This window comes from Nocardiopsis sp. CA-288880 (genome assembly GCF_050955985.1).
In the GTDB taxonomy this organism is placed as follows: domain Bacteria; phylum Actinomycetota; class Actinomycetes; order Streptosporangiales; family Streptosporangiaceae; genus Nocardiopsis; species Nocardiopsis tropica.
This window is the reverse complement of record NZ_CP192105.1, coordinates 1,979,515-2,005,018: the sequence shown is the minus strand read 5'-3', so window position 1 is coordinate 2,005,018 and position 25,504 is coordinate 1,979,515. Positions and strand designations below refer to the sequence as shown.

The 25,504-nt window shown below is 73.7% G+C and carries 23 protein-coding genes; 3 read left to right on the top strand and 20 right to left on the bottom strand.

Going from position 1 to position 25,504, the window contains the following annotated elements; all coding sequences use genetic code 11:
* Positions 1-406: 406 nt before the first annotated feature.
* Positions 407-1,705, bottom strand: a complete 1,299-nt coding sequence (tyrS, locus tag ACQPYD_RS08780; protein WP_344186024.1) for a tyrosine--tRNA ligase — start codon at positions 1,703-1,705, stop codon at positions 407-409.
* Positions 1,706-1,920: 215 nt separating this feature from the next.
* Between tyrS and ACQPYD_RS08775 the strand changes: the two genes are divergently transcribed.
* From ACQPYD_RS08775 to ACQPYD_RS08765, 3 genes are all read left to right on the top strand, one after another.
* Positions 1,921-2,163, top strand: coding sequence for a hypothetical protein (locus ACQPYD_RS08775; protein ID WP_433700518.1), 243 nt, complete (start codon positions 1,921-1,923; stop codon positions 2,161-2,163).
* Entirely contained in the window at positions 2,156-2,764 is a 609-nt protein-coding gene (locus ACQPYD_RS08770) for a TetR/AcrR family transcriptional regulator (RefSeq protein ID WP_433700517.1), read from the top strand. The genes ACQPYD_RS08775 and ACQPYD_RS08770 overlap by 8 nt, the downstream gene beginning before the upstream one ends.
* A 411-nt stretch (positions 2,765-3,175) precedes the next feature.
* The gene (locus ACQPYD_RS08765; protein ID WP_433700516.1) at positions 3,176-3,865 is read left to right on the top strand and encodes a GmrSD restriction endonuclease domain-containing protein; all 690 of its coding nucleotides are present in this window, start codon (positions 3,176-3,178) and stop codon (positions 3,863-3,865) included.
* Positions 3,866-3,914: 49 nt separating this feature from the next.
* Here the strand turns inward: ACQPYD_RS08765 and ACQPYD_RS08760 are convergent, their stop codons facing one another.
* The 19 genes from ACQPYD_RS08760 to ACQPYD_RS08670 all read right to left on the bottom strand — a co-directional run bounded on the left by ACQPYD_RS08760 (position 3,915) and on the right by ACQPYD_RS08670 (position 25,478).
* Positions 3,915-4,325: a hypothetical protein gene (locus tag ACQPYD_RS08760; RefSeq protein ID WP_433701997.1), complete on the bottom strand. Its 411-nt coding sequence runs from the start codon at positions 4,323-4,325 to the stop codon at positions 3,915-3,917.
* A 245-nt stretch (positions 4,326-4,570) separates the two neighbouring features.
* Positions 4,571-5,794, bottom strand: a complete 1,224-nt coding sequence (lhgO, locus tag ACQPYD_RS08755) for an L-2-hydroxyglutarate oxidase (RefSeq protein WP_433700515.1) — start codon at positions 5,792-5,794, stop codon at positions 4,571-4,573.
* A 122-nt stretch (positions 5,795-5,916) separates the two neighbouring features.
* Positions 5,917-6,372, bottom strand: a complete 456-nt coding sequence (locus ACQPYD_RS08750; RefSeq protein WP_433700514.1) for a DUF742 domain-containing protein — start codon at positions 6,370-6,372, stop codon at positions 5,917-5,919.
* The gene (locus tag ACQPYD_RS08745; RefSeq protein ID WP_433700513.1) at positions 6,362-9,004 is read right to left on the bottom strand and encodes a nitrate- and nitrite sensing domain-containing protein; all 2,643 of its coding nucleotides are present in this window, start codon (positions 9,002-9,004) and stop codon (positions 6,362-6,364) included. The genes ACQPYD_RS08750 and ACQPYD_RS08745 overlap by 11 nt, the downstream gene beginning before the upstream one ends.
* A 273-nt stretch (positions 9,005-9,277) precedes the next feature.
* Complete coding sequence (locus ACQPYD_RS08740; protein ID WP_433700512.1) at positions 9,278-10,195, bottom strand: sirohydrochlorin chelatase; 918 nt, start codon at positions 10,193-10,195, stop codon at positions 9,278-9,280.
* 157 nt (positions 10,196-10,352) lie between these two features.
* Positions 10,353-10,949: a GTP-binding protein gene (locus ACQPYD_RS08735; RefSeq protein WP_433700511.1), complete on the bottom strand. Its 597-nt coding sequence runs from the start codon at positions 10,947-10,949 to the stop codon at positions 10,353-10,355.
* On the bottom strand, positions 10,930-11,424 hold the full coding sequence (locus ACQPYD_RS08730; protein WP_267948949.1) for a DUF742 domain-containing protein: 495 nt from the start codon (positions 11,422-11,424) through the stop codon (positions 10,930-10,932). Before ACQPYD_RS08730 ends, ACQPYD_RS08735 begins: the two co-directional genes overlap by 20 nt.
* Positions 11,421-11,855: a roadblock/LC7 domain-containing protein gene (locus ACQPYD_RS08725; RefSeq protein WP_267948948.1), complete on the bottom strand. Its 435-nt coding sequence runs from the start codon at positions 11,853-11,855 to the stop codon at positions 11,421-11,423. The genes ACQPYD_RS08730 and ACQPYD_RS08725 overlap by 4 nt, the downstream gene beginning before the upstream one ends.
* A gap of 1 nt (position 11,856) precedes the next feature.
* The gene (locus ACQPYD_RS08720; protein WP_433700510.1) at positions 11,857-14,376 is read right to left on the bottom strand and encodes a nitrate- and nitrite sensing domain-containing protein; all 2,520 of its coding nucleotides are present in this window, start codon (positions 14,374-14,376) and stop codon (positions 11,857-11,859) included.
* Between the two features lie 355 nt (positions 14,377-14,731).
* The gene (gene argH / locus ACQPYD_RS08715; RefSeq protein WP_433700509.1) at positions 14,732-16,150 is read right to left on the bottom strand and encodes an argininosuccinate lyase; all 1,419 of its coding nucleotides are present in this window, start codon (positions 16,148-16,150) and stop codon (positions 14,732-14,734) included.
* Between the two features lie 100 nt (positions 16,151-16,250).
* Complete coding sequence (locus tag ACQPYD_RS08710) at positions 16,251-16,784, bottom strand: arginine repressor (protein WP_330157761.1); 534 nt, start codon at positions 16,782-16,784, stop codon at positions 16,251-16,253.
* A complete protein-coding gene (argF, locus tag ACQPYD_RS08705; RefSeq protein WP_433700508.1) occupies positions 16,781-17,728 on the bottom strand; it encodes an ornithine carbamoyltransferase in 948 nt (315 codons plus the stop codon). Before argF ends, ACQPYD_RS08710 begins: the two co-directional genes overlap by 4 nt.
* Positions 17,725-18,933 (bottom strand): acetylornithine transaminase, encoded by a 1,209-nt coding sequence (locus tag ACQPYD_RS08700; RefSeq protein ID WP_433700507.1) that lies wholly within the window; start codon positions 18,931-18,933, stop codon positions 17,725-17,727. Before ACQPYD_RS08700 ends, argF begins: the two co-directional genes overlap by 4 nt.
* On the bottom strand, positions 18,930-19,934 hold the full coding sequence (gene argB / locus ACQPYD_RS08695) for an acetylglutamate kinase (RefSeq protein WP_433700506.1): 1,005 nt from the start codon (positions 19,932-19,934) through the stop codon (positions 18,930-18,932). Before argB ends, ACQPYD_RS08700 begins: the two co-directional genes overlap by 4 nt.
* The gene (locus ACQPYD_RS08690; protein ID WP_433700505.1) at positions 19,931-20,707 is read right to left on the bottom strand and encodes a bifunctional ornithine acetyltransferase/N-acetylglutamate synthase; all 777 of its coding nucleotides are present in this window, start codon (positions 20,705-20,707) and stop codon (positions 19,931-19,933) included. The genes argB and ACQPYD_RS08690 overlap by 4 nt, the downstream gene beginning before the upstream one ends.
* Positions 20,708-20,725: 18 nt before the next feature.
* A complete protein-coding gene (gene argC / locus ACQPYD_RS08685; RefSeq protein ID WP_433701996.1) occupies positions 20,726-21,754 on the bottom strand; it encodes an N-acetyl-gamma-glutamyl-phosphate reductase in 1,029 nt (342 codons plus the stop codon).
* Between the two features lie 149 nt (positions 21,755-21,903).
* Complete coding sequence (locus tag ACQPYD_RS08680; protein ID WP_433700504.1) at positions 21,904-23,349, bottom strand: NAD(P)/FAD-dependent oxidoreductase; 1,446 nt, start codon at positions 23,347-23,349, stop codon at positions 21,904-21,906.
* Between the two features lie 165 nt (positions 23,350-23,514).
* The gene (locus ACQPYD_RS08675; protein ID WP_433700503.1) at positions 23,515-24,009 is read right to left on the bottom strand and encodes a MarR family winged helix-turn-helix transcriptional regulator; all 495 of its coding nucleotides are present in this window, start codon (positions 24,007-24,009) and stop codon (positions 23,515-23,517) included.
* Between the two features lie 242 nt (positions 24,010-24,251).
* Positions 24,252-25,478, bottom strand: a complete 1,227-nt coding sequence (locus tag ACQPYD_RS08670; protein ID WP_433701995.1) for an aspartate aminotransferase family protein — start codon at positions 25,476-25,478, stop codon at positions 24,252-24,254.
* Positions 25,479-25,504: the final 26 nt, after the last annotated feature.

Sequence of the window (25,504 nt, the reverse complement as noted above, 5' to 3'; positions counted from 1 at the left end):
CATGGCCGGAGCAGTGCTCGAACCGCGTGATCCAGAGAAGAGATTGTGCCGCTCGTCGCGGACCGGTGCCGAGTCTTCCCAGTGGAAGCCCGCCGTGCCGCAGCGACTCTGTCGACTATAGGGAGGGTGGGGGCGGACGTCAAGTCAGAGCCCGGAGCCGATGTGGAACCGGCGCTCCGGGACCCTGTCGCCCCGTCCCGGGCGGCTTCTGAAGGCCCCTGACGTGCCCGGTTCCCGTTCCGGAACCGCGTGTCACGTCGCCTGTTGTGCCAGACAACGACGATCGTGCCCGGGAGATTCCCTGCCGAAACCCCCATGCGGCCGCAAAGTTTCGAGGACGGCCGGTCCCGGACACAGCCGTGGGCCGGCGCCCCCAGGAGCGTCGGCCCACGGCCACAGCACGTCGTCAGCCGTCGAGGACGACACCGCCGATGTTGCGCTTGCCCTTGCGCAGCACCACGTAGCGCCCCTGCAGGACGTCGGCGGTCCCGAGCCGGGCCTCGACGTCGGTCACCTTCACGTTGTTCACGTAGGCGCCGCCCTCCTGGATGGCGCGGCGGGCGGCGGACTTGCTCGGCGTCAGACCGCTCTGCGCGAACAGGTCCGCGACGAGCAGGCCGTCGACCGGTCCCGCGACCTCGGCCCTGGGCACCTCGGCCAGCGCCGCATCGAGCGTCCGGCCGTCCAGCTCGGACAGGTCCGCCCGGCCGAACAGCGCCAGGCTCGCCTCCCGGACCTTGCGGCACTCCTCCTCGCCGTGGACCAGCGCGGTGAGGCCCTCGGCCAGGGTGCGCTGGGCGGCGCGGGCCTGGGGCCGCTCCTCCGTCTGGCGCTCCAGCTCGGCGATCTCGTCCTCCGAGAGGAAGCTGAAGGTCTTCAGGTAACGGACCACGTCCCGGTCGTCCGCGTTGAACCAGAACTGGTAGAAGGCGTACGGCGAGGTCAGTTCGGGATCGAGCCAGATGGTGCCGGACTCGGTCTTGCCGAACTTGGAGCCGTCGGCCTTGGTGAGCAGGTTCGTGGTCATGCCGTGCGCCTGGCCGTGCGGCTCGTTGCCGTCCATCCGGCGGACCAGGTCCAGGCCCGCGGTGATGTTGCCCCACTGGTCGGAGCCGCCGGTCTGGAGGGTGCAGCCGTAGCGCCGGTAGAGCTGGACGTAGTCGTAGGACTGGAGCAGCACGTAGCTGAACTCGGTGTAGCTCATGCCCTCCCCGTCGAGCCGGCTCTTGACCGTCTCCCGGGCCAGCATCTGGTTGACGCTGAAGTGCTTGCCCACGTCGCGCAGCAGCTCGATGGCGTTGATCTCGCGGAGCCAGTCCCCGTTGTTGGCGAGCACCGCGTCGGTGGGTCCCGCCTGCTCGCCCTCGGGGGTGAAGCGCAGGAACGCGGAAAGCTGCCCGGCGAGGTTGTCCACCCAGCCCCGGACGGTGTCCACCGAGTTGAGCCGGCGCTCCGCACTGGGCTTCGGGTCGCCGATGAGCCCGGTGCCCCCGCCGACGAGCGCGATCGGACGGTGTCCGGCCTGCTGGAAGCGCGCGAGGGTGAGGATCTGGGTGAGGTGGCCCACGTGCAGGCTGCCCGCCGTCGGGTCGAAGCCGCAATACAGGGTGATCGGACCATCGGCGAGGGCCTTGCGGAGTGCGTCAAGGTCGGTCGTCTGCGCGAGCAGGCCGCGCCACTGGAGTTCGTCGATGATGTCGGTCACTGTGTTGCTCTCTGTCGTGTAGGCGGACCCCGGGGCCCGATCTGCCTCGGAGTCTAGGCGGAATGCCGCTGGGCATCACGTGGTTTTCCCCCTCCCCCACGCTATCGGCTGCGCCGGCGCCCCTGGTCGCGCGGTCCGGCCGCCCCGGAGCGGGCCTCCCGGGGAGCCCGGGCTTCCCGTTGACACCTTTGGCTACTAGGATTAGCGTTTTGGCTATGCACATAAGCCACAGTGGGAAGACCGTGCGCCGCCTTCGGCGCCCCCTCGGCCGGACCGCCTGCGGCGTCCACGGAGCCGGGAGCCTCAGCCCCCTCGGGATCTTCGTGCCCGGCGTGTTCGGCCACCGCCCCTCCGTCCGCTTCGTCGGCACGGGCGCCGCCATCGCGGCCGGGGAACGGCCCGGCCCGGTCGTGCCCGCCGTGGAGGCGCTGACCGAGGGGGGCGTCGCCGGTGCCTAGGGCTGGACTGACCCCGGCGGTGGTGGCCGAGGAGGCGGCGCGGCTCAGCGACGAGGAGGGGTTCGACTCCCTGTCACTGGCCGCGGTGGCCAAACGGCTCGGGGTGGCCACGCCCAGCCTGTACAAGCACGTCGACGGGCTGCGGGGGCTGAGGCGGGAAGTGGCGCTGCTGGGCGCGAACGGCATCGGCGAGGAGGTGCAGCGCGCCACCGTGGGCCGGGCCGGTCCGGAGGCCCTGCGGGCGACGGCCGACGCCTACCGCCGCTACGCGCACGCCCACCCCGGGCGCTACGTCGCCCTCCAGCAGCTGCCGGTGCTGGCCGGGCCCGGGGCCGAGCCGGCCACCGACCCCGTACGGGTCCTGGCCGCGGTCCTGAGCGGGTTCGGCATCGCCGAGGACCAGGCCGTGCACGCGATCCGGGCGCTGCGCAGTGCGCTGCACGGGTTCGTGGACCTGGAGACGCGCGGCGGTTTCGGTCTGCCCGAGGACGTGGACCAGTCCTACGCGCTGCTGGTGGAGGGGTTCGTGCGCGCCTTCCAGGGGTGGTCGGCCACCTCGCCCGGCACGGGTGCGGCACCCGAGGACACGAGGGAGGGGTAGGCGACGCCGGCCGGACACTCGGAAGTCGCGGGCATCGTCGAAGCGTTGCGCCCGGAGCTGCCCATGGGGGCGCTCCCGGTCGCGACGCAGCCGCCCGACCCGGTCCTCCTTGCGCTGTCGGTGCCGGGGGGAGCGGGAACCGGCAGGGGCCGTCCTGTACGCGTGGCGGACGCTCCGGGGCCATCCGAACCGCACGCGGGCCCTGATCCGCGGCATCGGCACCGGTCTCCTCCTGGTGGGCTCGTCCGGGTACGACCTCACCGCCTCCGGAGCCCTGGACCCCGGGACCCGTCCCAGGTGAGGGATTCCTGACCCCGGACGGAGTTCCCGCAGGGTGGGGGCATGGGCCAAGCTGGTGGACACGACCGTTTCGCCCCCCGTGTGGCGCCCGACCCGTTGTGGAGTCCCCTGATGCCCAAGAAGTCGTCGAAGATCGGCGGCGCACTGTCCGCCGTGGTCGGCGTGCTCGCCGTCGCCGCGTTCGTCCTGTACCAGCTGGGCGTGATCGATCTGGCGCCCGAGGGCGCCGCCGAGCCGCAGGGCGGCGACGCCGCGGCCTCGGAGCTGTCCGTGGAGCAGGCCCGCTCCCAGCTGGAGGAGCTGCGGATCGAGGAGGAGGACGACCCGCCCGGGTACGACCGCGCGCTGTTCCCCCACTGGGACACCGGCGTCCAGGAGAACTGCACGACCCGCCAAGCGGTCCTGATCCGCGACGGCGACGCCGTGGAGACCGACGAGGACTGCCGGCCGGTGTCCGGATCCTGGTACAGCGCCTACGACGGTGAGACCTTCACCGACCCGCAGGACCTCGACATCGACCACATGGTCGCCCTGAAGGAGGGCTGGCGCTCCGGAGCCCACGCGTGGACGACCGAGGAGCGCGGCCGGTTCGCCAACGACATGGACTCCACCCAGCTGTGGGCGGTGAGCGCCTCGACCAACCGGTCCAAGGGGGACGCCGACCCCGCCGAGTGGATGCCCCCGCTGGAGTCCTCGCACTGCGACTACGCGGTGTCCTGGATCGAGGTCAAGCACGTGTGGGACCTGACGGTGGACCCGGACGAGGAGTCCGCTCTGCGCGACATCCTCTCCGGTTGCTGATCCGCCCGGACGAGGGCGCGGGGCCCCGGTCGACCGGGGCCCCGCCCGGTCAGCCGGAGTCCGTGCCCGGCGCGATGCCCCCGGCCGTGGCGAGGAGCTCCTCCTGGCCGACGAGGCCGGAGGAGTCGCGGACCTCCACCGCCACGCCCTTCGCGGGCGCCCAGAACACCTCGGTCTCGCCGCGCAGGGCGGTGTGGCCGTTGTTGTCGAACTCCTCGAGCGCCCAGTCGGGCGAGCGCTCGTGGTACTCGGTGAGGAAGTCGCGGACGGCGGCCAGGTCGGAGAGCGCGGAGCCGCGCATGACCAGGACCTGGAGGAGGACCCTGACCCCTCCCCCCTCCATCGTCCTCTCCCAGACCCGGGTGGAGAAGGACACGTCGCCCCACTCGTAGTCGAAGTCCGAGACCGAGGTCCGGTCGTCGATCTGTGCGGGCAGGTGCCCGATGCTGAAACCGTCCAACTCTCCCCCTCGTGGGCTGGTGGCGGCCGGGGCCGCCGTGAGTGCGAGCGCGAGCGAGGTGGCGAGTGCCACCGCGATCCACCTGGCAACGGACATGTTCACCTCCGGCGACGGTCGTGGGACCGTCCCGGACCACCGCTGTCTCTCATGGTGGGGCGCTGCGGAAGCCGCTGCCAGAGCGTTCTCCGGCCTGTGGACAACCCGGGCCCGGCGCTCGCGGGAGCGGCGCCGGGCCGGGTCGTGTCCTACCCGCGGGGCGGGTGCACGAACGTGTCCGTGAGGAACTCGGCGATCGCCAGTGCGGAGGTCGCCGCGGGCGAGGGGGCGTTGCGCACGCACACGACCCGGCCGTGCGCGTCCACCCGGAAGTCGTCGAGCAGGGCACCGTCCCGGCCCAGCGCCTGGGCGCGCACCCCCGCCGGCGCCGGGCGCAGGTCGGCCGCCACCAGCTCGGGGAGGAGCTTCCTGGCCTGGGAGGCGAAGGCGGCGCGCGAGGCCGACACGAGGGTCTCCCTGGCCCCGACCGCCCAGTGGCGGCGCGCCAGCCGCCAGAACCCCGGCCACGACAGGGTGCTCGCGAGGTCGCCGGTGCTCAGGTCGCGGGCGCTGTAGCCCTCCAGCGCGGTGGCGAGGACGGCGTTGGGGCCCGCCATGACCTCGCCGTGGACGTGGCGGGTGAGGTGCACGCCGAGGAAGGGGTACCGCGGGTCGGGGACCGGGTAGAGCAGACCGTTGACCAGGTGGCGGCGTTCGGGGACGAGTTCGTGGTACTGGCCGCGGAAGGGCACGACCCGCGGGTCCTCCGCCGCCCCGGCCATGCGCGCGAGACGGGCGCTGTGCAGTCCGCCGCAGGCCACGAGCCGGTCGAACCGGTGGACGGACCGCTCCCCGCGTGGGTCTCCCGTGAGGGCGCGGACCCCGTCGTGGTCCTGCCGCAGGTCGATGACGGGGGTGTTCAGCAGGACCCTGCCGCCGGAGCGGCGGACGTCGTCGGCGAGCTGTTCGGCGACGGCCGCGAAGTCGGTGACGGCCGTGTGCGGTGAGTGCAGCGCACCGGTCCCCGCCGCGTGGGGCTCGATCTCGCGCAGTCCCCCGGGGCCGAGCCGCGTGACGCCCGGGACCCCGTTCTCCCGGGCCCTGCGGCCGATGTCGTCCAGGCGGGCCTCGTCGTCGGCGTCCACGGCGACGAGGACCTTGCCGACCTCCTCGTAGGGCAGGCCGTGCTCGGCGCAGTAGTCCTTGAGCAGCCCGGCACCGCGGCGGCAGAGTGTGGCCTTGAGGGAGCCGGGGCGGTAGTAGAGCCCGGCGTGGACCACCCCGCTGTTGTGTCCGGTCTGGTGCGCGGCCACCCGGTCCTCCTTCTCCAGGACGGTGACCCGGGTGCCGGGGCGGTGGAGGGCGAGTCGTCGTGCCAGGGCGAGTCCGACGATCCCCGCTCCGATGATGCCGATGTGTTCGGTGCTGCGCATGGCGGCACGCTAGCAACCCGGGCCGGGGCCCGCGCGGGCGGGGACGGCCGGTGGACGCGTCCCCGCCGGGGACCGCGGGGCCTCCGGGGCCCCGCGGGCGGGGACCCCTCCGAGGTCCGTGGTCAGAGCGAGCGCAGGCCGACGAGGACGGCGTGCAGGATCTCCCCGCTGCCGAGCGGCCGGGAGGGACCGCACCGCTGGAGCGCCCCCTCGGCGACCATGGCGGAGACCATGCACCTCACCTGGCCGACCGGCAGTCCCACCTCGGCGGCGAGCTCGACCACGGTGCGGGCGCGCAGGGCGTGTTCGAGGATGGCCTCGCGCTCGGGCCGCAGCCACTCGCGCCGACCGGGGGTGCGGGCCGCCATGACCAGTGTGAGCAGGTCGATCCCGTGCGCGCCCGGGTCCTCGAGGTCCCCGCCCCCGGGGTCCCCCGCCGCCACCGCGAACGGGCGCAGGAAGCGCTCCCCTCCGGATTCGGTCACGCGGTCGGCGCCCCCCGGCGGCCGGACCGGACCCGGCCCCGGCTCGGGGGCCCGTTCGGCGGGGCGGCGGACGCGGGTTCCTTCAGTGCTCACCGTGTCCCCCCGGCGGTGTCGGCACGGACATCCGGGGGTCGCCGGCGCCGTGGGGGCCTTCCTCCCGGCGCGGGGCCGACCGCTTCGGCAGCGCGGGCTGCCGGGGTCCGCCCGCCTGCGCCGGTTCGGGGCGCCTCTGCGGGAGGGGGCCCTGCGGCCCCGTCCGGACGCCGGGACCGTTCGGCCGCAGGCCGTGCTGGGGGCCGGTGGTCCGCGCCGGCGGAGCGGGGTCCCGGAGTTCTCCCCGGCCGGGGAAGGCGGCGGGGGCGCCCCCGCCGCCCCCGGGTACGGCGTACCCGGGGGCGCGGTCGGGGCCTCCCGGCGCGGACGCCGGCGGGGCCGTCCGGGGGACCCGCCTTCCCCCGGGGTCGACCGGGACCCACGGCCCGTCGGCGCGGTGGGCGTTCGGCACCCTCTTCGGGCCGCGGTACCCGTAGGCGGGGTCGGCGTCCCGCATGCCGTCCGGGGGTGGGGGGACGACGCTCTGCGGACCGCTCCGGCCGGGGGCGGGGAGGACGCTCTGGGCGCTGGTCTGCCAGGGTTCCGGCACGGGGTTCTGCGGACCGCTCGGCCCTGTCGGCCCGAAGCCGGCCGAGGGGTGTGCGCCGGTGTCCCGGACCGCCTGCTGCGAGCCCGTGACCGTCACCGGGTTCTCGACCGGCTCCAGCAGCGACTCGGGGAGGAGCGCCGTGGCCCGGGTGCCCCCGTAGGGGGACGGCCTGAGCCACACCCGCACGCCGTGCCGCTCAGCGAGGCGGGCGACGACGAAGAGTCCCAGGCGGGGGTCGTCCGGAAGCGCCATCACGTCGAACTCGGGAGGACGGCTGAGCGTCCGCTCGGCCGCGGCGTAGCCGTGGTCGGACATGCCCAGGCCTCGGTCCTCGACCTCGACCACCAGCCCCTCGGCGGTCGGGGTGCAGCTGACGTCCACGGGGGTGCCCGCCGGGGAGAACTGGGTGGCGTTCTCCACCAGCTCGGCGAGCAGGTGGACCACGTCGGCGACCACCTGGCCGTGCATGAGCACACGGGGGGCGGACGTCAGCCGGACGCGCTCGAAGTCCTCGGTCTCGGCGATGGCGGCGCGCAGCACGTCGACGAGCGGGTGCGGCTGCCGCCAGCGCCGCGCCGACTGCCCTCCGCCCAGGATGATGAGGTTGTCGGCGTAGCGCCGGGCCCGGGTGGCCATGTGGTCCAGGCGGAACAGGCGGCGCAGCGCCTCGGGGTCCTGCTCGTGGTACTCGATCTCGTCGAGGAGGCGCAGCTGCCGCTGGACCAGGTTCTGGTTGCGGAAGGCGATGCCGAGGAAGGCCCGGTTGGCGCCCCGCCTGATCTCCGCCTGGCGCACCGCGGCCTCCACCGCCGTGAGCTGGGCGCTGTCGAAGGCCTCCGCGACCTGCCCGATCTCGTCGTCGCCGCACTCGTCGAGCGGCGGCAGCTCCTCGTGGACGTCGACCTTCTGGCCGCGCTGGGCCCTGTCGACGATGTCGGGCAGGTCCTCGTCCCGCTCCAGGATCTGTCCGCGCAGGCGGAGCAGGCGCACGGTCAGGCGCCGCGAGGACCTGCTCACCACGGCGATGGCCACCACCCCGCCGGCGAGGACCGTCCCGGCCGCCGCGATGCCCAGCGACACGCGGAGCAGGGCCGCGCTCCACGCCATGTCGACGGTGCGCTCCGCCTGGGCGAGGGCCAGGCCGTCCAGGGCGGCCACGGTCCGGGGTGACGCCTCGTCCCACTCCTCCGCGCCGACGTCGACGGAGGTGTTCAGTTCGGAGGCCGCGGACTCCGCCGCCGGCACGTCGGGGTCCGACACGGTCTCCCTGAGCGGGGGCCGTGTGACCACTTGGCGGCTGAGGTCCTCGGTGCGGGACCAGGCCTCCGAGGCGGTCATGTCCTCGTAGTGCTCCCGCACGCTCGGGTGCATGACGGGCGCGGCCGACTCCAGGGTGTCCCGGTAGGAGGCGGTCAGGTAGGTGAAGTGCGCCGTCTCCTCGTAGCCCATCTCCCCCCGGGCGATGCTCCCGGCGAGCAGGGCGTCGGCGGTGGCGCTCTCGGCCCTCGCGCCGAGGAGCTCGCCGGTCAGGACCGCGTCGGTGAGGTTCGCACCGCCGTCGGTGGTGTGCACCAGGGCGGTGGTCGCGTCGGTGGTGACGTCGAGGACCTCACCGAAGCCCAGGAGGGTCTCCTCCCGTGCGGCCGCGTGCTCGTCGATGCGCGTGCGGATCCCGGCGAGGGCCTCGGGGCTCTCCGTGACCGCGGACGCGCTGCGCCGGACCTCGTCGTCGCGGGTGCCGCGCAGGCGCTCGGCCAGTCCGACGGCGGAGGACAGTGCGGCGTCGGTGGCCGCCCTCTGCTCGTCGAGCGCGGCGGAGGCCTCCTCGTCGGGCCCGCTGCTCTCGAAGCGCCCCTGGTAGACGAGGGAGAGCCTGCGTTCGAGGCGCAGCTCCTCGGCCGCGCGCGAGAAGACCTCGGTCCCCTCGCGGGCCTGGTGGACCGCCCCCATCAGCTGGACCGCCTGGACCGTGCCCACTGCGGCCACGACGAGCCAGAGCGCCAGGAAGCACAGGCTCGGGATGAGCACGATGCGGGTGAGCTGTCCTCGGATCGTGGAAGCGTTGTCGCGGTTTCTGCGCATGGCCCCCTCCGGCCTGTGCGGATGCCGGGGCCCGGGAGGGCGCCTCGGCGGCTTTCGGCCCTGCCGAGGCTATCGAAAAATCGTTGCCGTATGCTGTCAAATGATCACTAGCAGTTGCCTTTTCTCCGGCGCGACATCCCGGCGGCTGTGCTAGCCCAGCCACCCGGGGCCGACGAACCCGCAGGTGGGAACGGCGAAGGGGCCGCCCGTGACAACGGGCGACCCCTTCGCGACCCTCTCCGGTGCCCGCGGGGGCACGGCGTGTCGCGCCCCTCAGGACTCCGGGCGGTGCCGAGAGCCCACGGGGGCGGGCAGTTCCTCCGCCGTCGGCGGCTGCTCCACTCCCAGCGAGTTGAGGACCTCGGCGTAGCGCAGGGCGGCGATCTTGCCGAGGAGGCTGTCCGCGCCGAGCGACGCGCCGAGCCGGGCGCCGAAGCGGGCCGCGATCGCCTCCATCTTCTCGACGGACAGCTCGGGGCCGAGCGCGCTGGGGGCGATCACCGGGCGCCGGCAGCCTCCCTGGCGCAGCTGGCCGACGATCTGCTCCACCGAGGCCTCGTTCTCCAGGTCCGCGGGCAGCACGGTCAGGCCCAGCCGGGCGGCGAGCAGGACCGCGGTCACCCCCGCGGCCCCGACGGCGCCCTCGCCCCCGACGGCGCCCACCACGACGCCGTCCGCCATGGTGGTGTTGCGGGCGACCACGCTGATCAGCCTCATGCGGTCGGCCCGGACGTATCCGGCCTCGGCCAGGCGCAGGTGCAGCACCTCGGCGAGCATCGGGTGCGGCCCGAGCCCCTCGGTGACGCGCACGTCGGCGCCGGTCCGGACGGCCGCGTCCTCGATCGCGGCCGAGACCCTCCGGTGCGGAGCGGTCACCAGGGGGACGACGACGCCGCCCAGGGGCCTTTCGTCCGAGGGGCCGAGGTCGGCGAGCGCCTCGGCCAGGGTCTGTTCGTCGCCCTCGACGTGCCCGTAGCGGATGGTCACCTCGGGGCGGTAGGCGCGCACGAGGTCTGCCATCCGGGCACCGATCGACTCGCCGTCGGCGCCCCTGGCCTGTTCGGCCGTGCCCGGGACCGCCATGATCAGCGCGGGAGTGCCGAACCAGTTGTCGAAGGACAGCGGGTTGCGGTGGCGGCCGGAACGCCGCTTGGGCAGTTCGCGTGGGGGAAGTCGGTCAGAGTTTCGCATACCAGGATTCAGATGAGAGGCGGATTGGGGTGCCCAGTCGGAAGAGTGGTCGTCGGACGCGACATTGTAGCGTTCAACACCATATTCACGGGCGTGTCTCCTGAACGTATACCGAGGCGTCCCCCAGGTGGGGGGCCGGGGGGACGCCTCGCCCGGATCAGCCGCTCATGGCGGGGCTTCGGCCCTGGATCACGTGGGTGACCAGCTCCACCAGCACCTCCTTGCAGGATTCCCGGTCACGCGCGTCGGCCATGACGATCGGCACCTCCCCGGAGATGTCCAGCGCCTCGCGGACCTCTTCCTGGCAGTAGTCGGCGGACGCGTCGAAGCGGTTCACCGCCACCACGAAGGGCACGCCCCTGCGCTCGAAGAAGTCCACCGCGTGGAAGCAGGTGTGCAGGCGGCGGGTGTCGGCCAGGACGATCGCCCCCAGCGCCCCCTCCGCCAGTTCGTCCCACATGAACCAGAACCGGTCCTGGCCGGGGGCGCCGAACAGGTACAGGACGATGTCGGGGTTGATCGTGATCCGGCCGAAGTCCAGCGCGACCGTGGTGGTGGTCTTCTCCTCCACCCCGCCGAGGTCGTCCACCCCGTAGCTGGCCTCGGTCATCACCTCCTCGGTACTGAGCGGGGTGATCTCGCTGACGGAGGAGACCAGGGTGGTCTTCCCCGCGCCGAAACCCCCGGCGACGATGATCTTGACGGCCTGCGGGATCGCCTCCGGCGGCCGGTTCTCAGAGTCTGCGGATGCCATCGAGTACCGCCTGAAGTACTTTCTTCTCGGGAAGCCGTGTGACCGGCGCGGACGCGCGGGTGCGCACGTCGCCGGCGGCGACGAGGTCCCCCAGGAGCACCCTCACCACCGTCAGGGGGATGTCGAGCCTGGCGGAGATCTCCGCCAGCGATATGGGTCTGCGGCACAGACGCATGATCGCCTGGTACTCCGGTTCCAGGGCCCGCTCCTCCCGGTCCCGGGCGGCCACCACGATGGTGATCATGTCCAGTCGCGGCCCCGTGGGCGGCCGGGTGCGGCCCCTGGTCATGGTGTAGGGGCGCACCAGGGAGCCCGCGGGGGCGTCTCCGACGCCCGCCGAGGGCCCCTCCGATGTCGGGTGCCCCCTCCCCCGGTTCCACGACGGCGCGGGTCGCCGGGGGAACGGACCGGTCGTCGGCCTGCCGGGGGCGGGACCGGTCCACCCCGTCCCGCGCTGTTCCTCGGAGGTGTTCACGAACCGGTACCTCCCATGAAGCTGAGCCGCCCCGGCCTGCGCGGCGCGGCGGTGAGGAACTGTCCCACCCTCTTGATCCGCAGGTTCATCTCGTAGGCCACCAGGCCCACATCGGCGTCCTCCCTGGCCAGTACCGCCAGGCACGCGCCCGCCCCCGCGGCGGTGACGAAGAGGTAGGAGTGCTCCATCTCGACCACTGTCTGACGCACGTCGCCGCCGCCGAAGTGCCGTCCCGTGCCCCGTGCCAGGCTCTGGAAGGCCGATGCCAGCGCCGACAGGTGCTCGGCGTCGTCAGAGGCCAACCCCCGCGAGCGTCCGAGCAGCAGCCCGTCGGCGGACAGCACGATCGCGTGCTCGGCGCCGACGACGCGGTCGACCAGGTCGTCGAGGAGCCAGTCCAGGTTGTCCGCGGCGTTGCTCTTGCCCACCATCTCAGTCGCTCTCTCCCGTGTGATCGTCGGCTCTGCCGCCGACCTGACCGTCACTGTCGTGTTCGCGGCCGTCGGCATCGACGTCCGCCTCCCGTCCTCGCCGGGTCCCGGCGCTGAAGGCGTCCATCATCCGGCGCGCCTGTTCGGGGCTCCTCTGTGTGGGGCCTGGGGCATCCGGGGTCTCCCGCTCCGGTTCGGTCTCCTGTCTGAGCTGGGGCGCGAGACTGGCCTGGCGCCTGCGCCTGGGGAGCCCCTCCCGCTCGGGCCCGGCGCCCACGAGGCCTCCTCCCGGGACCGGGTCGGCGGCGGTCGCGGGCCGCACCGCCGCGGGGCCGGACGGGTCCGGGCCGTCCACGGGCTCGGGGACCCGGCGCAGGGGCGCCGGGTTCCGCGCCCCCTGCCCGTCGGTGTCGCCGTCCCCGTCCCGGTGCGGGGGGACCGGACGCAGGACGGGCCTGGCCCGGCGGGGCGCGTAGCCGGTGTCGAGCAGGTCGGAGTCCGTCTCCGCCTCCTCCTGCCGGCGACGCTCCCGGGCCGCCTGGCGCGCGGCGACCGGGGGCCGCTCCGGAGCGGCGGAGGAGGCGGCGACCAGCGTCCCCGGGATGAGCACCACGGCCCTGGTCCCCCCGTAGGGCGAGGGGCGCAGCTGGGCCTTGATGTCGTGCTTGACGGCGAGGCGCGCGACGACGAACAGGCCCAGGCGCGAGTCCGCGCCCGGGGCCATCACGTCGAACTCGGGTGCTTCGCTGAGTGTCCTGTTGGACGTGTTCAGGACGTCCTCGGGCATGCCGAGTCCCCGGTCCTCGATCTCGATGGCCACGCCCTTGGGCACCGACTCGGTGGCGATGGTGACCTCGGTGTGCGGCGGCGAGTAGGCGGTGGCGTTCTCCACGAGCTCGGCGAGCATGTGGATGACGTCGGCGACGGCGGCGCCCGCGAGCGCCAGGTCCGGCACGGACGTCAGCCTGACCCTGGCGTACTCGTCGGTCTCGGATATGGCGCCCCGCAGGATGTCGATGAGCGGGACGGGGTGGCGCCAGCGCCGTCCGGGCTGGGCCCCGCCCAGGATGATGAGGTTCTCGGCGTGGCGGCGGCCCCGGGTCGCCAGGTGGTCGAGCTGGAAGAGGCTCTCCAGCAGGTCGGGGTCCTCCTCCTCGCGCTCGACCCGGTCCAGCAGCTGGATCTGGCGTTGGAGCAGTGACTGGTGGCGGTGGGCGATGCCGAGGAAGACCCGGTTGACCCCCGCGCGGATGTCGGCCTGCTTGACGGCCGCGCCGACGGCGGTGCGCTGGGCGATGTTGAAGGCGTCGGCGACCTGGCCGACCTCGTCGTCGCCGTGGTCCAGCTGCTTCAGCTCGGTGTCGATGTCGACCTGGTCGCCCGCCTCCAGGCGGCGCACGATGCGGGGCAGGTCGCTGCGGGCGGAGCCGAGGGTGTCGGCCCGCAGCTTGGCGAGCCGGTGGGTGAGGCGGCCCGCCGAGCGGGCGGCCACCCCGTAGGCGACGGTGCCCGCGAACAGGGAGGTGATGCCTCCGCCGAGGGCGAGCGTGAGCATCCAGGTGCTGGCGTCCTCGGTGGCCGTGACGACGGAGGCCGTCCGGGCTGCGGTGATGCCGGCCAGGTCCGCGTTGACCTGGTCCGCGACCTGGCGCCAGTCCTCGAGCCCCGGGGGGGGCCCGGGATCGCGGACCACCTCCGCGGTGAGGGGGTCGACGCTGACGGGCGCCTCGTGGAGGGCGAGGGTGTCGGCGATGCCGAGGGCGTCCTGCCACGCGCCGCTCCCGGCCAGGGTCGCCAGGGCCGGCGGTTCGCGGTCGTCGGGCGCGGCGCCCGGGTGGACGGTCTCGACGCGGTGGCGGGCGTCGGCGGTGAGCTCGGCGACCCGGGTCTGCTGGTCGCGGTCGAGGTCCCCGCGGGCGATGACGGAGCTGACGAGGGCGTCGGCGTGGCTGAAGCTCTCCTGGGCCCACATCAGGTCGGTGGCGGCCGAGGCCTCCGAGGAGGCCGGTCCGTTGTCGAGGGCGCGCGCCGTCCCGGCGTAGAGGCGGATGCCCTGCTCGATGGCCCCGGTGTAGGCGCCGACGGTGCTTTCGGCCCGCCCGGGGGCGGCGAGGGTGTCGGCGCGCAGGTCCTGGACGCGCGTCAGCGAGTCGAAGAAGTCCGCGGTGAGCGACTCGGTCGCCGGGTCGTCCAGGTCCCCGAGGGTGTCGCGCAGGTCCCGGACCCCTTCGAGGGCCTCGTCGGTCAGCTCGGCCTCCTCGACGAGGGCCGCCCGCGTGTCGGCCCCGGGCGCCGCGATGTACTCCGCGGTCAGGCGGCGCTCCTGCTGGAGGAGGCCCAGGGCCGCGGCCAGCTGGATCCCGGCGCGTCCCTCGCCGACCGCGGCTCTGAGGGAGACGGCCTGGGCGAGTGTGGCGGTGCTGAGCACCACGAACAACACCAGGAAGGTGATGCTGGGGATCAGCACGATCTTGTTGATCTGCGCCCTGATACCGCGGCCGGCGCCTCCCGACTGCCCCATTGCGTTCCTCCCACGGACTGGTCGCGGGCACCGGTCGGGTGTGGCTGCGCCGCGTCCCCCGAGGCGTGCCCAGGGCCGCGTCATTCGGGGGTCGGTCACGTTGCGCGCAGGGGGGACCACGCATGGTGCCCGCAGACTCAGGACGCTACAGCACCCGGACGGCGGGCGCGGGGGGAATGCCGAAATGGATATCCCGCGGTGGGAGGGATCGCGGAGGCGGTCGTGGAACGGGGACGCGCGAGCGCGCACGGGCACGCACCGGGTGGGGAGGGGCCGCCGCCCCGGGGCACCGGGGGCCGAGAACGCGCGCGGGCGCGCACCCCGGGGGGTGCGCGCCCGCCGGGGCCCGGGAAGGCTAGGGCCGGAAGGCCTTGCGGTGCTCCTCGACGCCGGAGCGCAGCTTCTCCAGCTGCTCGGCGACCCGGATCGGGGCGGTTCCGCCGCGCCCCGATCGGGAAGCCAGCGATCCGCTGACGGTGAGGACCTCGCGCACCGCCGGAGTGAGGTGCGCGGAGATCGCGGCGAAGTCCTCGTCCGCCAGGTCGGGCAGGTCGATGCCGCGCTCCTCGCACACCCGCACGCAGGTGCCCGCGATCTCGTGCGCCTCGCGGAACGGCACCCGCTCTCGCACCAGCCACTCCGCGATGTCGGTGGCCAGGGAGAAGCCCTGCGGCGCCAGCTCGGCCATCCGGTCGGTGTGGAAGGTCAGGGTGGCGACCATGCCCGTCATCGCGGGAAGCAGCAGGTGGAGGGTGTCGACCGCGTCGAACACCGGCTCCTTGTCCTCCTGGAGGTCCCGGTTGTAGGCGAGCGGCAGGCCCTTGAGGGTGGTCAGCAGGCCGGTGAGGTCGCCGACGAGACGGCCCGCCTTGCCGCGCGCGAGCTCGGCGACGTCGGGGTTCTTCTTCTGCGGCATGATCGACGAGCCGGTGGAGAAGGCGTCGTCCAGCGTGACGAAGGAGAACTCCTTCGTCGCCCACAGGATGACCTCCTCCGAGAGCCGGGACAGGTCGACGCCGATCATCGCGGTGACGAAGGCGAACTCGGCGACGACGTCGCGGGCGGCGGTGCCGTCGATCGAGTTCTCCACCGAGTCGGGGAACCCCAGCTCCTCGGCGACGGCGCGCGGGTCCAGGCCCAGGGACGAGCCCGCGAGCGCGCCGGAGCCGTAGGGGGACACCGCGGCGCGGCGGTCCCAGTCGCGCAGCCGCTCGATGTCGCGCAGCAGCGGCCAGGCGTGGGCCATCAGGTGGTGGGCGAGCAGGACCGGCTGGGCGTGCTGGAGGTGGGTGCGGCCGGGCATGGCCGCGCCGGGGTGGGCGCCGGCCTGGTCGGCCAGGGCCTGGACCAGGTCCAGCAGCTGGTCGGCGATCTCGCGGGCCTCCTCGCGCAGGTACATGCGCACGAGGGTGGCGATCTGGTCGTTGCGGGAGCGCCCGGCCCGCAGTCGGCCCCCGAGCTCGGCGCCGACCCGCTCGATGAAGCCGCGCTCCAGGGCGGTGTGCACGTCCTCGTCCTCCAGGACGGGCGTGAACTCCCCGGAGGCCACGTCGGCCTCCAACCTGTCCAGGCCGGCGATCATGCGGTCCAGCTCGTCCTCGTCGAGCAGGCCCGCGCGGTGCAGGGCCCGGGCGTGGGCACGCGAGCCGGCGATGTCGTGGCGGGCGAGCCGCCAGTCGAAGTGGGTGCTCAGCGACAGCCGTGCCAGGGCCTGGTCGGGGCCGCCCTCGAAGCGGCCTCCCCACAGGCGCAGCGCCTCGGGCTGGTCGGCCATGGTGGTCTCCTTGACGTGTGTGGGCGGGGTGCGGGGCCGGGGCTCCGCACCGCCGGGGTGTCTCCTGCCGGGACGCGCGGTCCCGTCCGCGCGGTCGCGGCTACGGTCTGCGGTCCGCCAGCCGCAGGAGGGCGGCGGCCAGCTCCTCGCCCCCCTGGGGGTCGCGGGAGATCACCATGATGGTGTCGTCCCCCGCGATGGTGCCCAGGATGGCGTGGAAGTCGGTGTGGTCGATGGCCGACGCCAGGTACTGCGCCGCACCGGGCGGGGTGCGGACGATCACCATGTTGGCGGAGGCCTCCGCCGAGACCAGCAGGTCCTCGGCCAGGCGGGTGAGCCGCGCGCCGGAGACCTGTTCGAGGTCGAGGCTGTCGGGGCGGGTGCGCTGGAGGCGCTCGCCCCCCTCGCCGGGGAGCACGTACGCCAGGTGGCCCGCGGCGGTGCGGAGCTTGACCGCGCCCAGCTCGTCCAGGTCCCTGGACAGCGTGGCCTGGGTGACCTGGACCCCGGCCTCGGCGAGGCGCCGGGCCAGCTCGCCCTGCGACCGGACGTCCTCCCGGGTGAGGACGTCGGTGATCCGCGCGTGCCTGGCCGCCTTGGTCATCGGCGCGCTGCCGCCGCTCTCCCCCGTCATCGCGGTTCGGGGCCGGGCGCGTCACTGGATTCGAGCAGGAAGGCGAGGAGCGCCTTCTGGGCGTGGCGGCGGTTCTCGGCCTCGTCCCACACGACGCTGCGGGGGCCGTCGATGACCTCGGCCGAGATCTCCTTGCCCCGGTAGGCCGGCAGGCAGTGCAGGACGATCGCCTCGGGTGCGGCGGCGGACAGCAGAGCGGTGTCGACGATGTAGGGGCGGAAGGGCGCCTCGCGGTCGCCCGCCTCGTCCTCCTGTCCCATGGAGACCCAGGTGTCGGTGGCCAGGACGTCGGCGCCGTCCGCGGCCTCCCGGGGGTCGGTCGTGACCGCGACCGACCCCCCGGTCCGCTCCGCGATCCGGGCGGCGCGGGCGAGCACCCCGGGGTCGGGACGGTAGCCGTCGGGGGCGCCGACGCGGACGTGGAGTCCGGCGGTCGCGCCGCCCAGCAGGTAGGAGTGGGCCATGTTGTTGGCGCCGTCGCCGAGGTAGGCGAGGGTGAGCCCGGCCAGGCTCCCCTTGTGCTCGCGGATCGTCTGGAGGTCGGCGAGGATCTGGCAGGGGTGGAACTCGTCGGTGAGCGAGTTGACCACCGGGACGGAGATGTGGGCCGCCAGGGTCTCCAGGTCCTTCTGGGCGAAGGTGCGCCAGACGACGGCGGCGACCTGGCGCTCCAAGACCCGGGCGGTGTCCTCCAGGGGTTCGCCGCGGCCCATCTGGGTGCTGCCGGAGTCCAGGACGAGCGGGCTGCCGCCGAGGTCGGCGACGCCGACGCTGAAGGACAGGCGGGTCCGTGTGGACGGCTTGTCGAAGATCAGGGCGACGGTGCGCGGGCCGGCGAGCGGCCGGTGGCCGAAGCGGTCCTTCTTCATGTCGTCGGCGAGGTCGAGGACCCTGGCCTGCTCGTCCGGGGTCAGGTCGTCGTCGCGCAGGAAGTGGCGGGTCACTGCTGCTCCTTCGTCGCCGCGGCCTCCGCCGCGTCCAGGACGGTCGGCAGTGCCTCGATGAACACGCCGATCTGTTCGGGGGTGATGACCAGGGGCGGGGCGATCCGCACCGCGTCGGGGGCCACCGCGTTCACGAGGAACCCGCGGACGGCGGCCTGCTCCTGGACGTGCGCGGCGTGCGGGCCGGACAGCTCCAGTGCCCGCCACAGCCCGCTGCCCCGCTGTCCGGCGAGCAGGGGGTGGTCGATGCCGTCGAGCTGCTCGGCGAGCAGGTCGCCCATGACGGCGGTGTGGGCCAGCAGCCCCTCGTTCTCGATGGTGTCGATGACGGCGAGGGCGGCGGCGCAGGCGACGGGGTTCCCGCCGAAGGTGGAGCCGTGGTCGCCCTTGTGGAAGGCGTCGGCGTAGTCGCCGAAGCCGACGCAGGCGCCGATGGGCAGTCCGCCGCCCAGCCCCTTGGCGAGGGTGAGCACGTCGGGCCGCACGTCCTCGGCCTGGTGGGCGAACCACGCGCCGGTGCGGCCGATGCCGCTCTGGATCTCGTCCAGGACGAAGGCGGCGCCCGTGGCGTCGCAGATCTCGCGGACGCCGGCGAGGTAGCCCTCGGGCGCGGGGACGACCCCGGCCTCGCCCTGGGTGGGCTCGGTGAACACGGCGACGCAGGACTCGTCGACGGCGTCGCGGAGCGCGTCCAGGTCCCCGTGGGGGACGAAGCGCACGTCCATGCCGAACGGCCCGAAGGGCTCGCGGATGGAGTCCTTGCCGGTGAGGGCGAGGGAGCCGGAGGTGCGTCCGTGGAACCCGTGGGACGCGGCGACGAAGTAGTGGCGTCCGGGGCCGGCCGCGCGCTTGACCAGCTTGAGGGCGGCCTCGTTGGCCTCGGTGCCGGAGTTGGCGAAGAAGACCTTGGCGTCGCCTCCGAGCAGCCCCACGAGGCGCTCGGCGAGTTCGACCTCCCGCTCGTGGACGAACAGGTTGCTGGTGTGGGCGAGGGTCGCGGCCTGGTGCGCGACCGCCTTGACCATGGCGGGGTGGCCGTGTCCGAGGCTGGACACGGCGATCCCGGCGATGAGGTCGAGGTACTGGCGCCCGTCGGCGTCGTAGACCTCGCAGCCGCGGCCGAGGGTGAGGACCACGGGCGGGACGCCGTAGTTGGGCATGAGCGAGGCGGCGAAGCGCTCGCGCAGGGTGGAACTGCTGGTCACTGTGCGCCTCCTGCGTTCGTGACGGCGGTGGTGGTCGCGGTGTCGGCGGCGTGTCCCGGGCGCGGGACGTGTCCGTTTCCGGTGAGCCCGGCCTCCAGCCTCTCGTCGGCGACCATGGTGCCGACGCCCTGGTCGGTGAAGACCTCCAGGAGAAGGGAGTGGGGCACGCGGCCGTCGATGATGTGGGCCTGGGGGACGCCGCCCTCGACGGCGTGCAGGCAGGCCTCCATCTTGGGGAGCATCCCCGACGAGAGGGAGGGCAGCAGCTCCCTGAGCTCCTCGACCGCGAGCCTGCTGATCAGCTCGGTGTTGGCCGGGAAGTCGGCGAACAGGCCCTCGACGTCGGTGAGCACGATGAGCTTGCTGGCGCCGAGAGCGACCGCGAGGGCGGACGCGGCGGTGTCGGCGTTGACGTTGTAGACGCCGCCGTCGTCCGCGCGGGCGACGCTGGAGACCACGGGGATGCGGCCGTCGGCGATGAGCGCCGCGACGGCCCCGGGGTGGACCTCGGTGATCTCGCCGACGCGGCCGATGTCGACCGCCTCCCCGTCCACCTCGACGCTCTTGCGCTCGGCGACGAGGAGGTTGGCGTCCTCCCCCGACATGCCCACGGCGAAGGGTCCGTGCTGGTTGACGAGTCCCACGATCTCGCGGTTGACCTGGCCGGTGAGGACCATGCGGACGATGTCCATGGCCTCGTCGGTGGTGACGCGCAGGCCGGCGGTGAAGGTGGACTCGACCCCGGCCCGGGCCAGCTGTGCGCTGATCTGGGGGCCGCCGCCGTGGACCACGACGGGGCGCAGGCCCGCGTAGTACAGGAAGACGATGGACTCGGCGAAGCGGACCCGCAGCTCCTCGCTGATCATGGCGTTGCCGCCGTACTTGACCACGACCGTGCGGCCGTGGAAGCGGGAGAGCCAGGGCAGGGCCTCGATGAGGTGGGACGCCTTGTCGATGGCCTGGGCCTGGTCCGCTGTCGGATGTGCTGAGCGCGCGATCATGTCGGGTTCTCGTCGGTGTCGGGGGTGTCGGCGCCGACCTGGGCGGCCAGCTCTGCGAGCACCTCGGTGAGCAGTGCGGCGAGGGTGTCCTCGTCGGGAGTGGTGCCGCTGGCGCCGCTGGCCATGAGCAGCACCGTGTCGTTGGTGGCGGTCAGCGGGCCGAGGGCCTTGCCCGCGGCGTCGGCGAGCAGGCGTCCGCACTGCTCACCGGTGATGTCGGCGTCGGTCGTCAGGACGTACAGCCCGGTGGAGAGGGAGGCGTCGGGGCCCTTGGCCATGGCGCCGACGGTGTGGCCGTCGGCACGCCTGAAGGCGATCTTGACGACGGTGTCGGTGGTGCGCACGGCGTCGGCGGCGTGCAGCCCGCCGCTCCGGCCGGCCTCGGCCACGGCGGCGGTGAGGCCCGTCCGCACGGCGTCCAGCGGGAGGCGGGCGCCGACGGGCCCGGCCGAGCACAGGACGATCTCGGCGGCGGAGTCGCCGAGCAGGTTCGCGGTGTGCTCGGCCAGGGCGTGGGCGTCCTGGAACCCCGGGGGGCCCGTGCCCGCGTTGGCCCCGCCCGAGTTGAGGGCGGCGGCGCGCACGCGTCCGCCGGAGACGACCTGGCGGGTCCACAGGACCGGGGCCGCCGGGTCGGCCGAGCCGGTGAGGACGGCTCCCGCGGCGCGGGAGGGGCCGTCGTTGATGACGACGGCGACGTCGCGGGCTCCGTCCGCCCTCACTCCGGAGGCGACTCCGGCGGCGCGGAACCCGAGGGGTGCGGTGACGCTCACGGTGGTGTGGTCCTCGTCCTAGGGGGCGACCGCTGCGAGCGGCAGGCCGGCGGTCTCGGGCAGTCCGAGGGCGATGTTGGTGCTCTGGACGGCGCCGCCCGCGGTGCCCTTGGTGAGGTTGTCCAGGGCGGCGACCGCCACCATGCGGCCCGCCCCGGGGTCGACGGTGACCTGCACGAGGGTGGTGTTGGCGGCCAGCGTCATGGCGGTGCTGGGCCAGGTCCCCTCGGGGAGCAGGTGGACGAAGGGCTCGTCCGCGTAGGCGGTCTCGTAGGCGGCTCGGACCTGGTCGGCGGTGGTGCCGGGGCGCAGGGGCGCGGTGCAGGTGGCGAGGATCCCGCGGGGCAGCGGCGCGAGGATCGGGGTGAAGGAGAGCCGGACCGGCTCGCCGGTGACGGCGGTGAGGTTCTGGACGATCTCGGGGTTGTGCCGGTGGGCGCCGCCGACCCCGTAGGGGCTGAGCGCGCCCATGACCTCGCTGCCCACGAGGTTGGGCTTGGGCGCCTTGCCGGCGCCGGAGGTTCCGGTGACCGCGACGACGGTCAGGTCCGGCTCGACGAGCTGCTCGGCCAGTCCGGGGAACAGGCCCAGGGTGGCGACGGTGACGTGGCAGCCGGGAACGGCGACGCGGCGGGCCCCGGCGAGCCGGTCGCGCTGCCCGGGGAGTTCCGGGAGGCCGTAGGGCCAGGTGCCGGCGTGGGGGGTTCCGTAGAAGCGTTCCCACGCGGCGGCGTCCTCGAGGCGGAAGTCGGCTCCGCAGTCGACGACGAGGACGTCGTCGCCGAGCTGCTGCGCGATGTCGGCGGACTGGCCGTGCGGCAGCGCGAGGTACACGATGTCGTGTCCGCTCAGCGCGTCGATGTCGGTGGGGGCCAGGACGCGGTCGGCCAGGGGCAGCAGGTGCGGCTGGTGCCGGATGAGCGGGGTCCCGGCGTTCTTGGCGGCGGTGACCGCGCCGATCTCGATCTCGGGGTGGCCGAGGAGCAGTCGGAGCAGCTCGCCCCCCGCGTAGCCGCTGGCCCCGGCGATCGCCGCGCTGTATCCCATGCCGCTCCCCCTCGTCTCGTCTGACTGGACTATCATGCATCCCACTGCAAATTTATGCAACCCAGTTCGGGGCTCCCCCGGGAGGAGGAGCGGGACCGGAGGGGAGGGACGGGACGCGGCACGGGGCCGCCGGGCGGCTCCGCGCGGTCTCAGCGGCGTGCGATGCGGGTGGCGATGCCCGCGAGGCGGGAGGTGTGCCCCTTGTCCTCGGTCCGGGACTCGCGGCGGTCCGCGGTGCGGTAGAGGCCGTGGACGACCCTCGTGCCCGCCCAGCGCAGGGGCTCGGGCTCCCAGCCCCGCACCTGGTGGCCGACCCACGGCAGGCGGGTCAGCTCCGTCCGGCGGCCCAGGACCAGGTCGCGCAGCGTGCGGCCGGCGAGGTTGGCCGCGGCCACCCCGCTGCCCGCGTATCCGCCGGCCCAGCCCAGGCCGGAGACGGTGTCCATGTGCACGCTCGGGCACCAGTCGCGCGGGACCCCGAGCAGCCCGGACCAGGCGTGCTCGACGGGCACGTCGGCCACGTCGGGGAACATCCGGGTGAGCGCGCGCCACAGGTCGGCGATCTCCTGCGGCGGGGTGGAGCCGTCCTGGCCGGCTCCGGGGCGGTGCGGCACCCCGCGTCCGCCGATGGCGATGCGGTCGTCCGCCGTGCGCTGGGCGTAGACGTAGGCGTGGGCCGCGTCCCCCAGGACCTCGCGCCCCTCCCAGCCGATCTTCTCCCACAGTTCGGCGGGCACCGGCTCCGTGACGATCATCGAGGAGCGCATGGGGATCCACTCGCGGCGCTGACCGCGCAGGTCGGAGGTGAAGCCCTCCGTCGCGCGGACGACGTGGTCGGCGGTGACCGTGCCGTGGTCGGTGACGACCGCGGGGCGGGCCGCGCCCCGCCGGGGCCGGATCTCCTCGACCGCCGTGTCCTCGAAGACGTCGACGCCCAGGCCGGCCACCACGCGGGCCAGACCCGTGACCAGCTTGGCGGGGTGCACGCGCGCGGCGTGCGGGGAGTGGGCCGAGGCGACGGCCCCGGCCACGGACAGCCGCGGCTCGTGGTCGTGCGCGAGGAGGTGGATGTCGTCGGGCCAGTAGCCCCACTCCTGCAGGTACTCGATCTCGGCCGTCAGGCGCTCCTGCTGCGCCGCGTTCGTGGCGACCAGGCGCATGCCGCCGCGCACGAGGTCGGCGTCGACCCCCTCGGCCTCCGTGACGGAGACCACCTCGTTCACGGTCTCCATCATGACCCGCTGGAGGGCGATCATCGAGGACTTGCCGTGTGACTGCGCGTAGCGTTCGCGGGAACCGGAGAACTCCGCCGAGAGCCACCCTCCGTTACGACCCGAGGCGCCGAACCCTGCGAACTCACGTTCGACGACGGCCACCCGCAGATCCGGCTGCGCCTTCTTGAGGTAGTAGGCGGTCCACAGGCCCGTGTAACCGGCTCCGACCACGCAGACGTCGTAGTCGGCGGCCCCGGGGAGGGACGGTCTGCGCTCGGGGAGCCCGATGTCCCGGAACCAGAAGGAAACGCCCCCGTTCGCGAATCGTGAGGACCGGGGAATCGGCCTCATCTGCGCCGCAGTGGTGAACGGTCTCATCATTCCCCCCGGAACCTTGTGTGCCCACGGCCCATCCCCGCGCGGGACCCACGAACTCCCGCCAACCTACACGGGAACGTCGATCCATGGGATGTTTCCCCACCGCCCCGCGGACGCGCCCGCCCCGAGAGCGAGGCTTCGGTTACGCAGCGTTCCGGCACTCGGTACTCATTCTCCACACGAGCTGTCACGGAGAGTACGCGCGATGACCGCGAGCCGCCGGACCCCCTCGGCGCCCAGAGGTGCGAGCACGTGCTCGCGGAGCCTCTCGACGTGCCTGGTCCGCGCCCTGCCGATGAAATCCAGTCCCTGCTCGGTGAGCGCGGCGTAGACGACCCGGCGGTCGGAGGAGCAGTTCTCCCTCATCAGGTGGCCCTCCCGCTCCAGCCGGTCCGCGAGCTTGGTGAAGCCGCCCGTGCTCAGGCTGACCTCGCGGGCCAGTCGGCTCATCGGCAGACGGTGCCCGGGGGTGCGCTGGAGCCGGATCAGGACCTCGAACCACGGCCCCGCCATGTCCTTGCCGTCCGGGGTTATACCGCCCAGGAGCTTGGGCTGGACGACGTTCATCGCCTCGTGGACCAGGCCCCAGGCGGTGATGAGGTCGTCGTCGCCCGGCGTGTCGTCGCCCGCGCCCGCCGCGGCGTCGATCGGCTGTGTCGTCATGGCCCACTCCCTGTCCGTCCCGGGGCGGACGCCGATGCGCATCTCACCCTCAAGAAATATCTTCCCAGTAAATATTACTCGAAGTCTGGGATGTGGCACAGGTTTTTCCCCGGATACGCGTCACGCCCGGTGCGTCGGCGCGACGTACCAGGCGTGGTGGTCGGGAACGGACCCCTCGGGTGCGTCCCCCTCGTCCTCGACCGGGTCCCGCCGCACCCCCCGGATGGGGCGGGACCCGGTCCTCAGTGGCGGGCTGCCACCGCGTCCAGCGCGGCGGAGAGCGTGGAGACCAGGTGGTCGATCTGCTCCCAGGTGATGACCAGCGGCGGCGAGACCAGGAGCGACGTGGGGATCGCGCGCACGATGACACCCCGGGCCCGTGCCTCGGCGAACACCTCGGCCGTGGTGATCCCCCGGCCGCTCAGCGCCTCCTCCGTGAGTTCGACCGCGCCCATCACCCCGACCCCGGAGCGCACCTCGGCCACCAGCGGGTGGGAGGCGAGCCCCTGCAGGGCGACGTCCAGGTGCCGCTCCACCTCCAGCGACACCGTGAAGAGGTCCTCGCGCTCCAGGATGTCCAGGTTGGCCATGGCCGCGGCACATGCCGTCGGGTGCCCGGCGTAGGTGGTCCCGTGCATGAACGCGTTGCCCTCGCCGTTGTAGAACGGGTCGGCCACGTGTCCTCCGACGACGATGCCGCCCAGGGGCAGGTAGCCGCTGGAGACGCCCTTGGCGAACACCACCATGTCCGGGCTCACCCCGAACCGCTCGATACCGAACCAGTTGCCCAGGCGGGCGAAGCCGCAGATGACGCTGTCGACGACGAACAGCACGCCGTACTTGCGGCAGATCCGGGCGACCTCGGTGAAGTAGTCCTCCCGGGGCGGGTAGACGCCGCCCGAGCCGATCACCGGCTCCGCGAAGTAGGCCGCGACCCGCTCCGGCCCGACACGCAGGATCTCGGCCTCCAGCGCCGCCGCCGAGTCGTGCGGCACCACCGAGGTGTCCTCGACCACCCTGCCGTAGCCGTGGCGGAAGCGGTCCATGCCGGAGATGCTCGTGCCGAAGCCGTGCAGCCCGTGGTAGCCGCCGGTCCGGCTGATGAGGTGCGTGCGCCCGGGCTGTCCCGTGACCGCCCAGTAGCGGCGGGCGAGCTTGGCGGCGGTCTCGATGGATTCCCCGCCCCCGGAGGTGAGGATCACCCGGGGGTCGGCGACCGGCGCGTGGGCGGCCAGCCGTTCGCTGAGCTCCACGGCGGGGCCGTTGGAGAAGTCCCCGTAGACGGTGTAGGCGTCCAGGGTGCTGATCTGGCGGTGGACGGCGTCCGCGATCTCGGTGCGTCCGTGCCCGACGTTGCAGTACCAGAGGCTGGCCGTGCCGTCGAGGTACCGGTCCCCGGACGCGTCCCACAGCCACACGCCCTCGGCGCGGGCCACCATGAATTCGGGGCCCCTGGCCACGGTGTTCATGTCGCAGAACGTGTGCCAGAGACGGC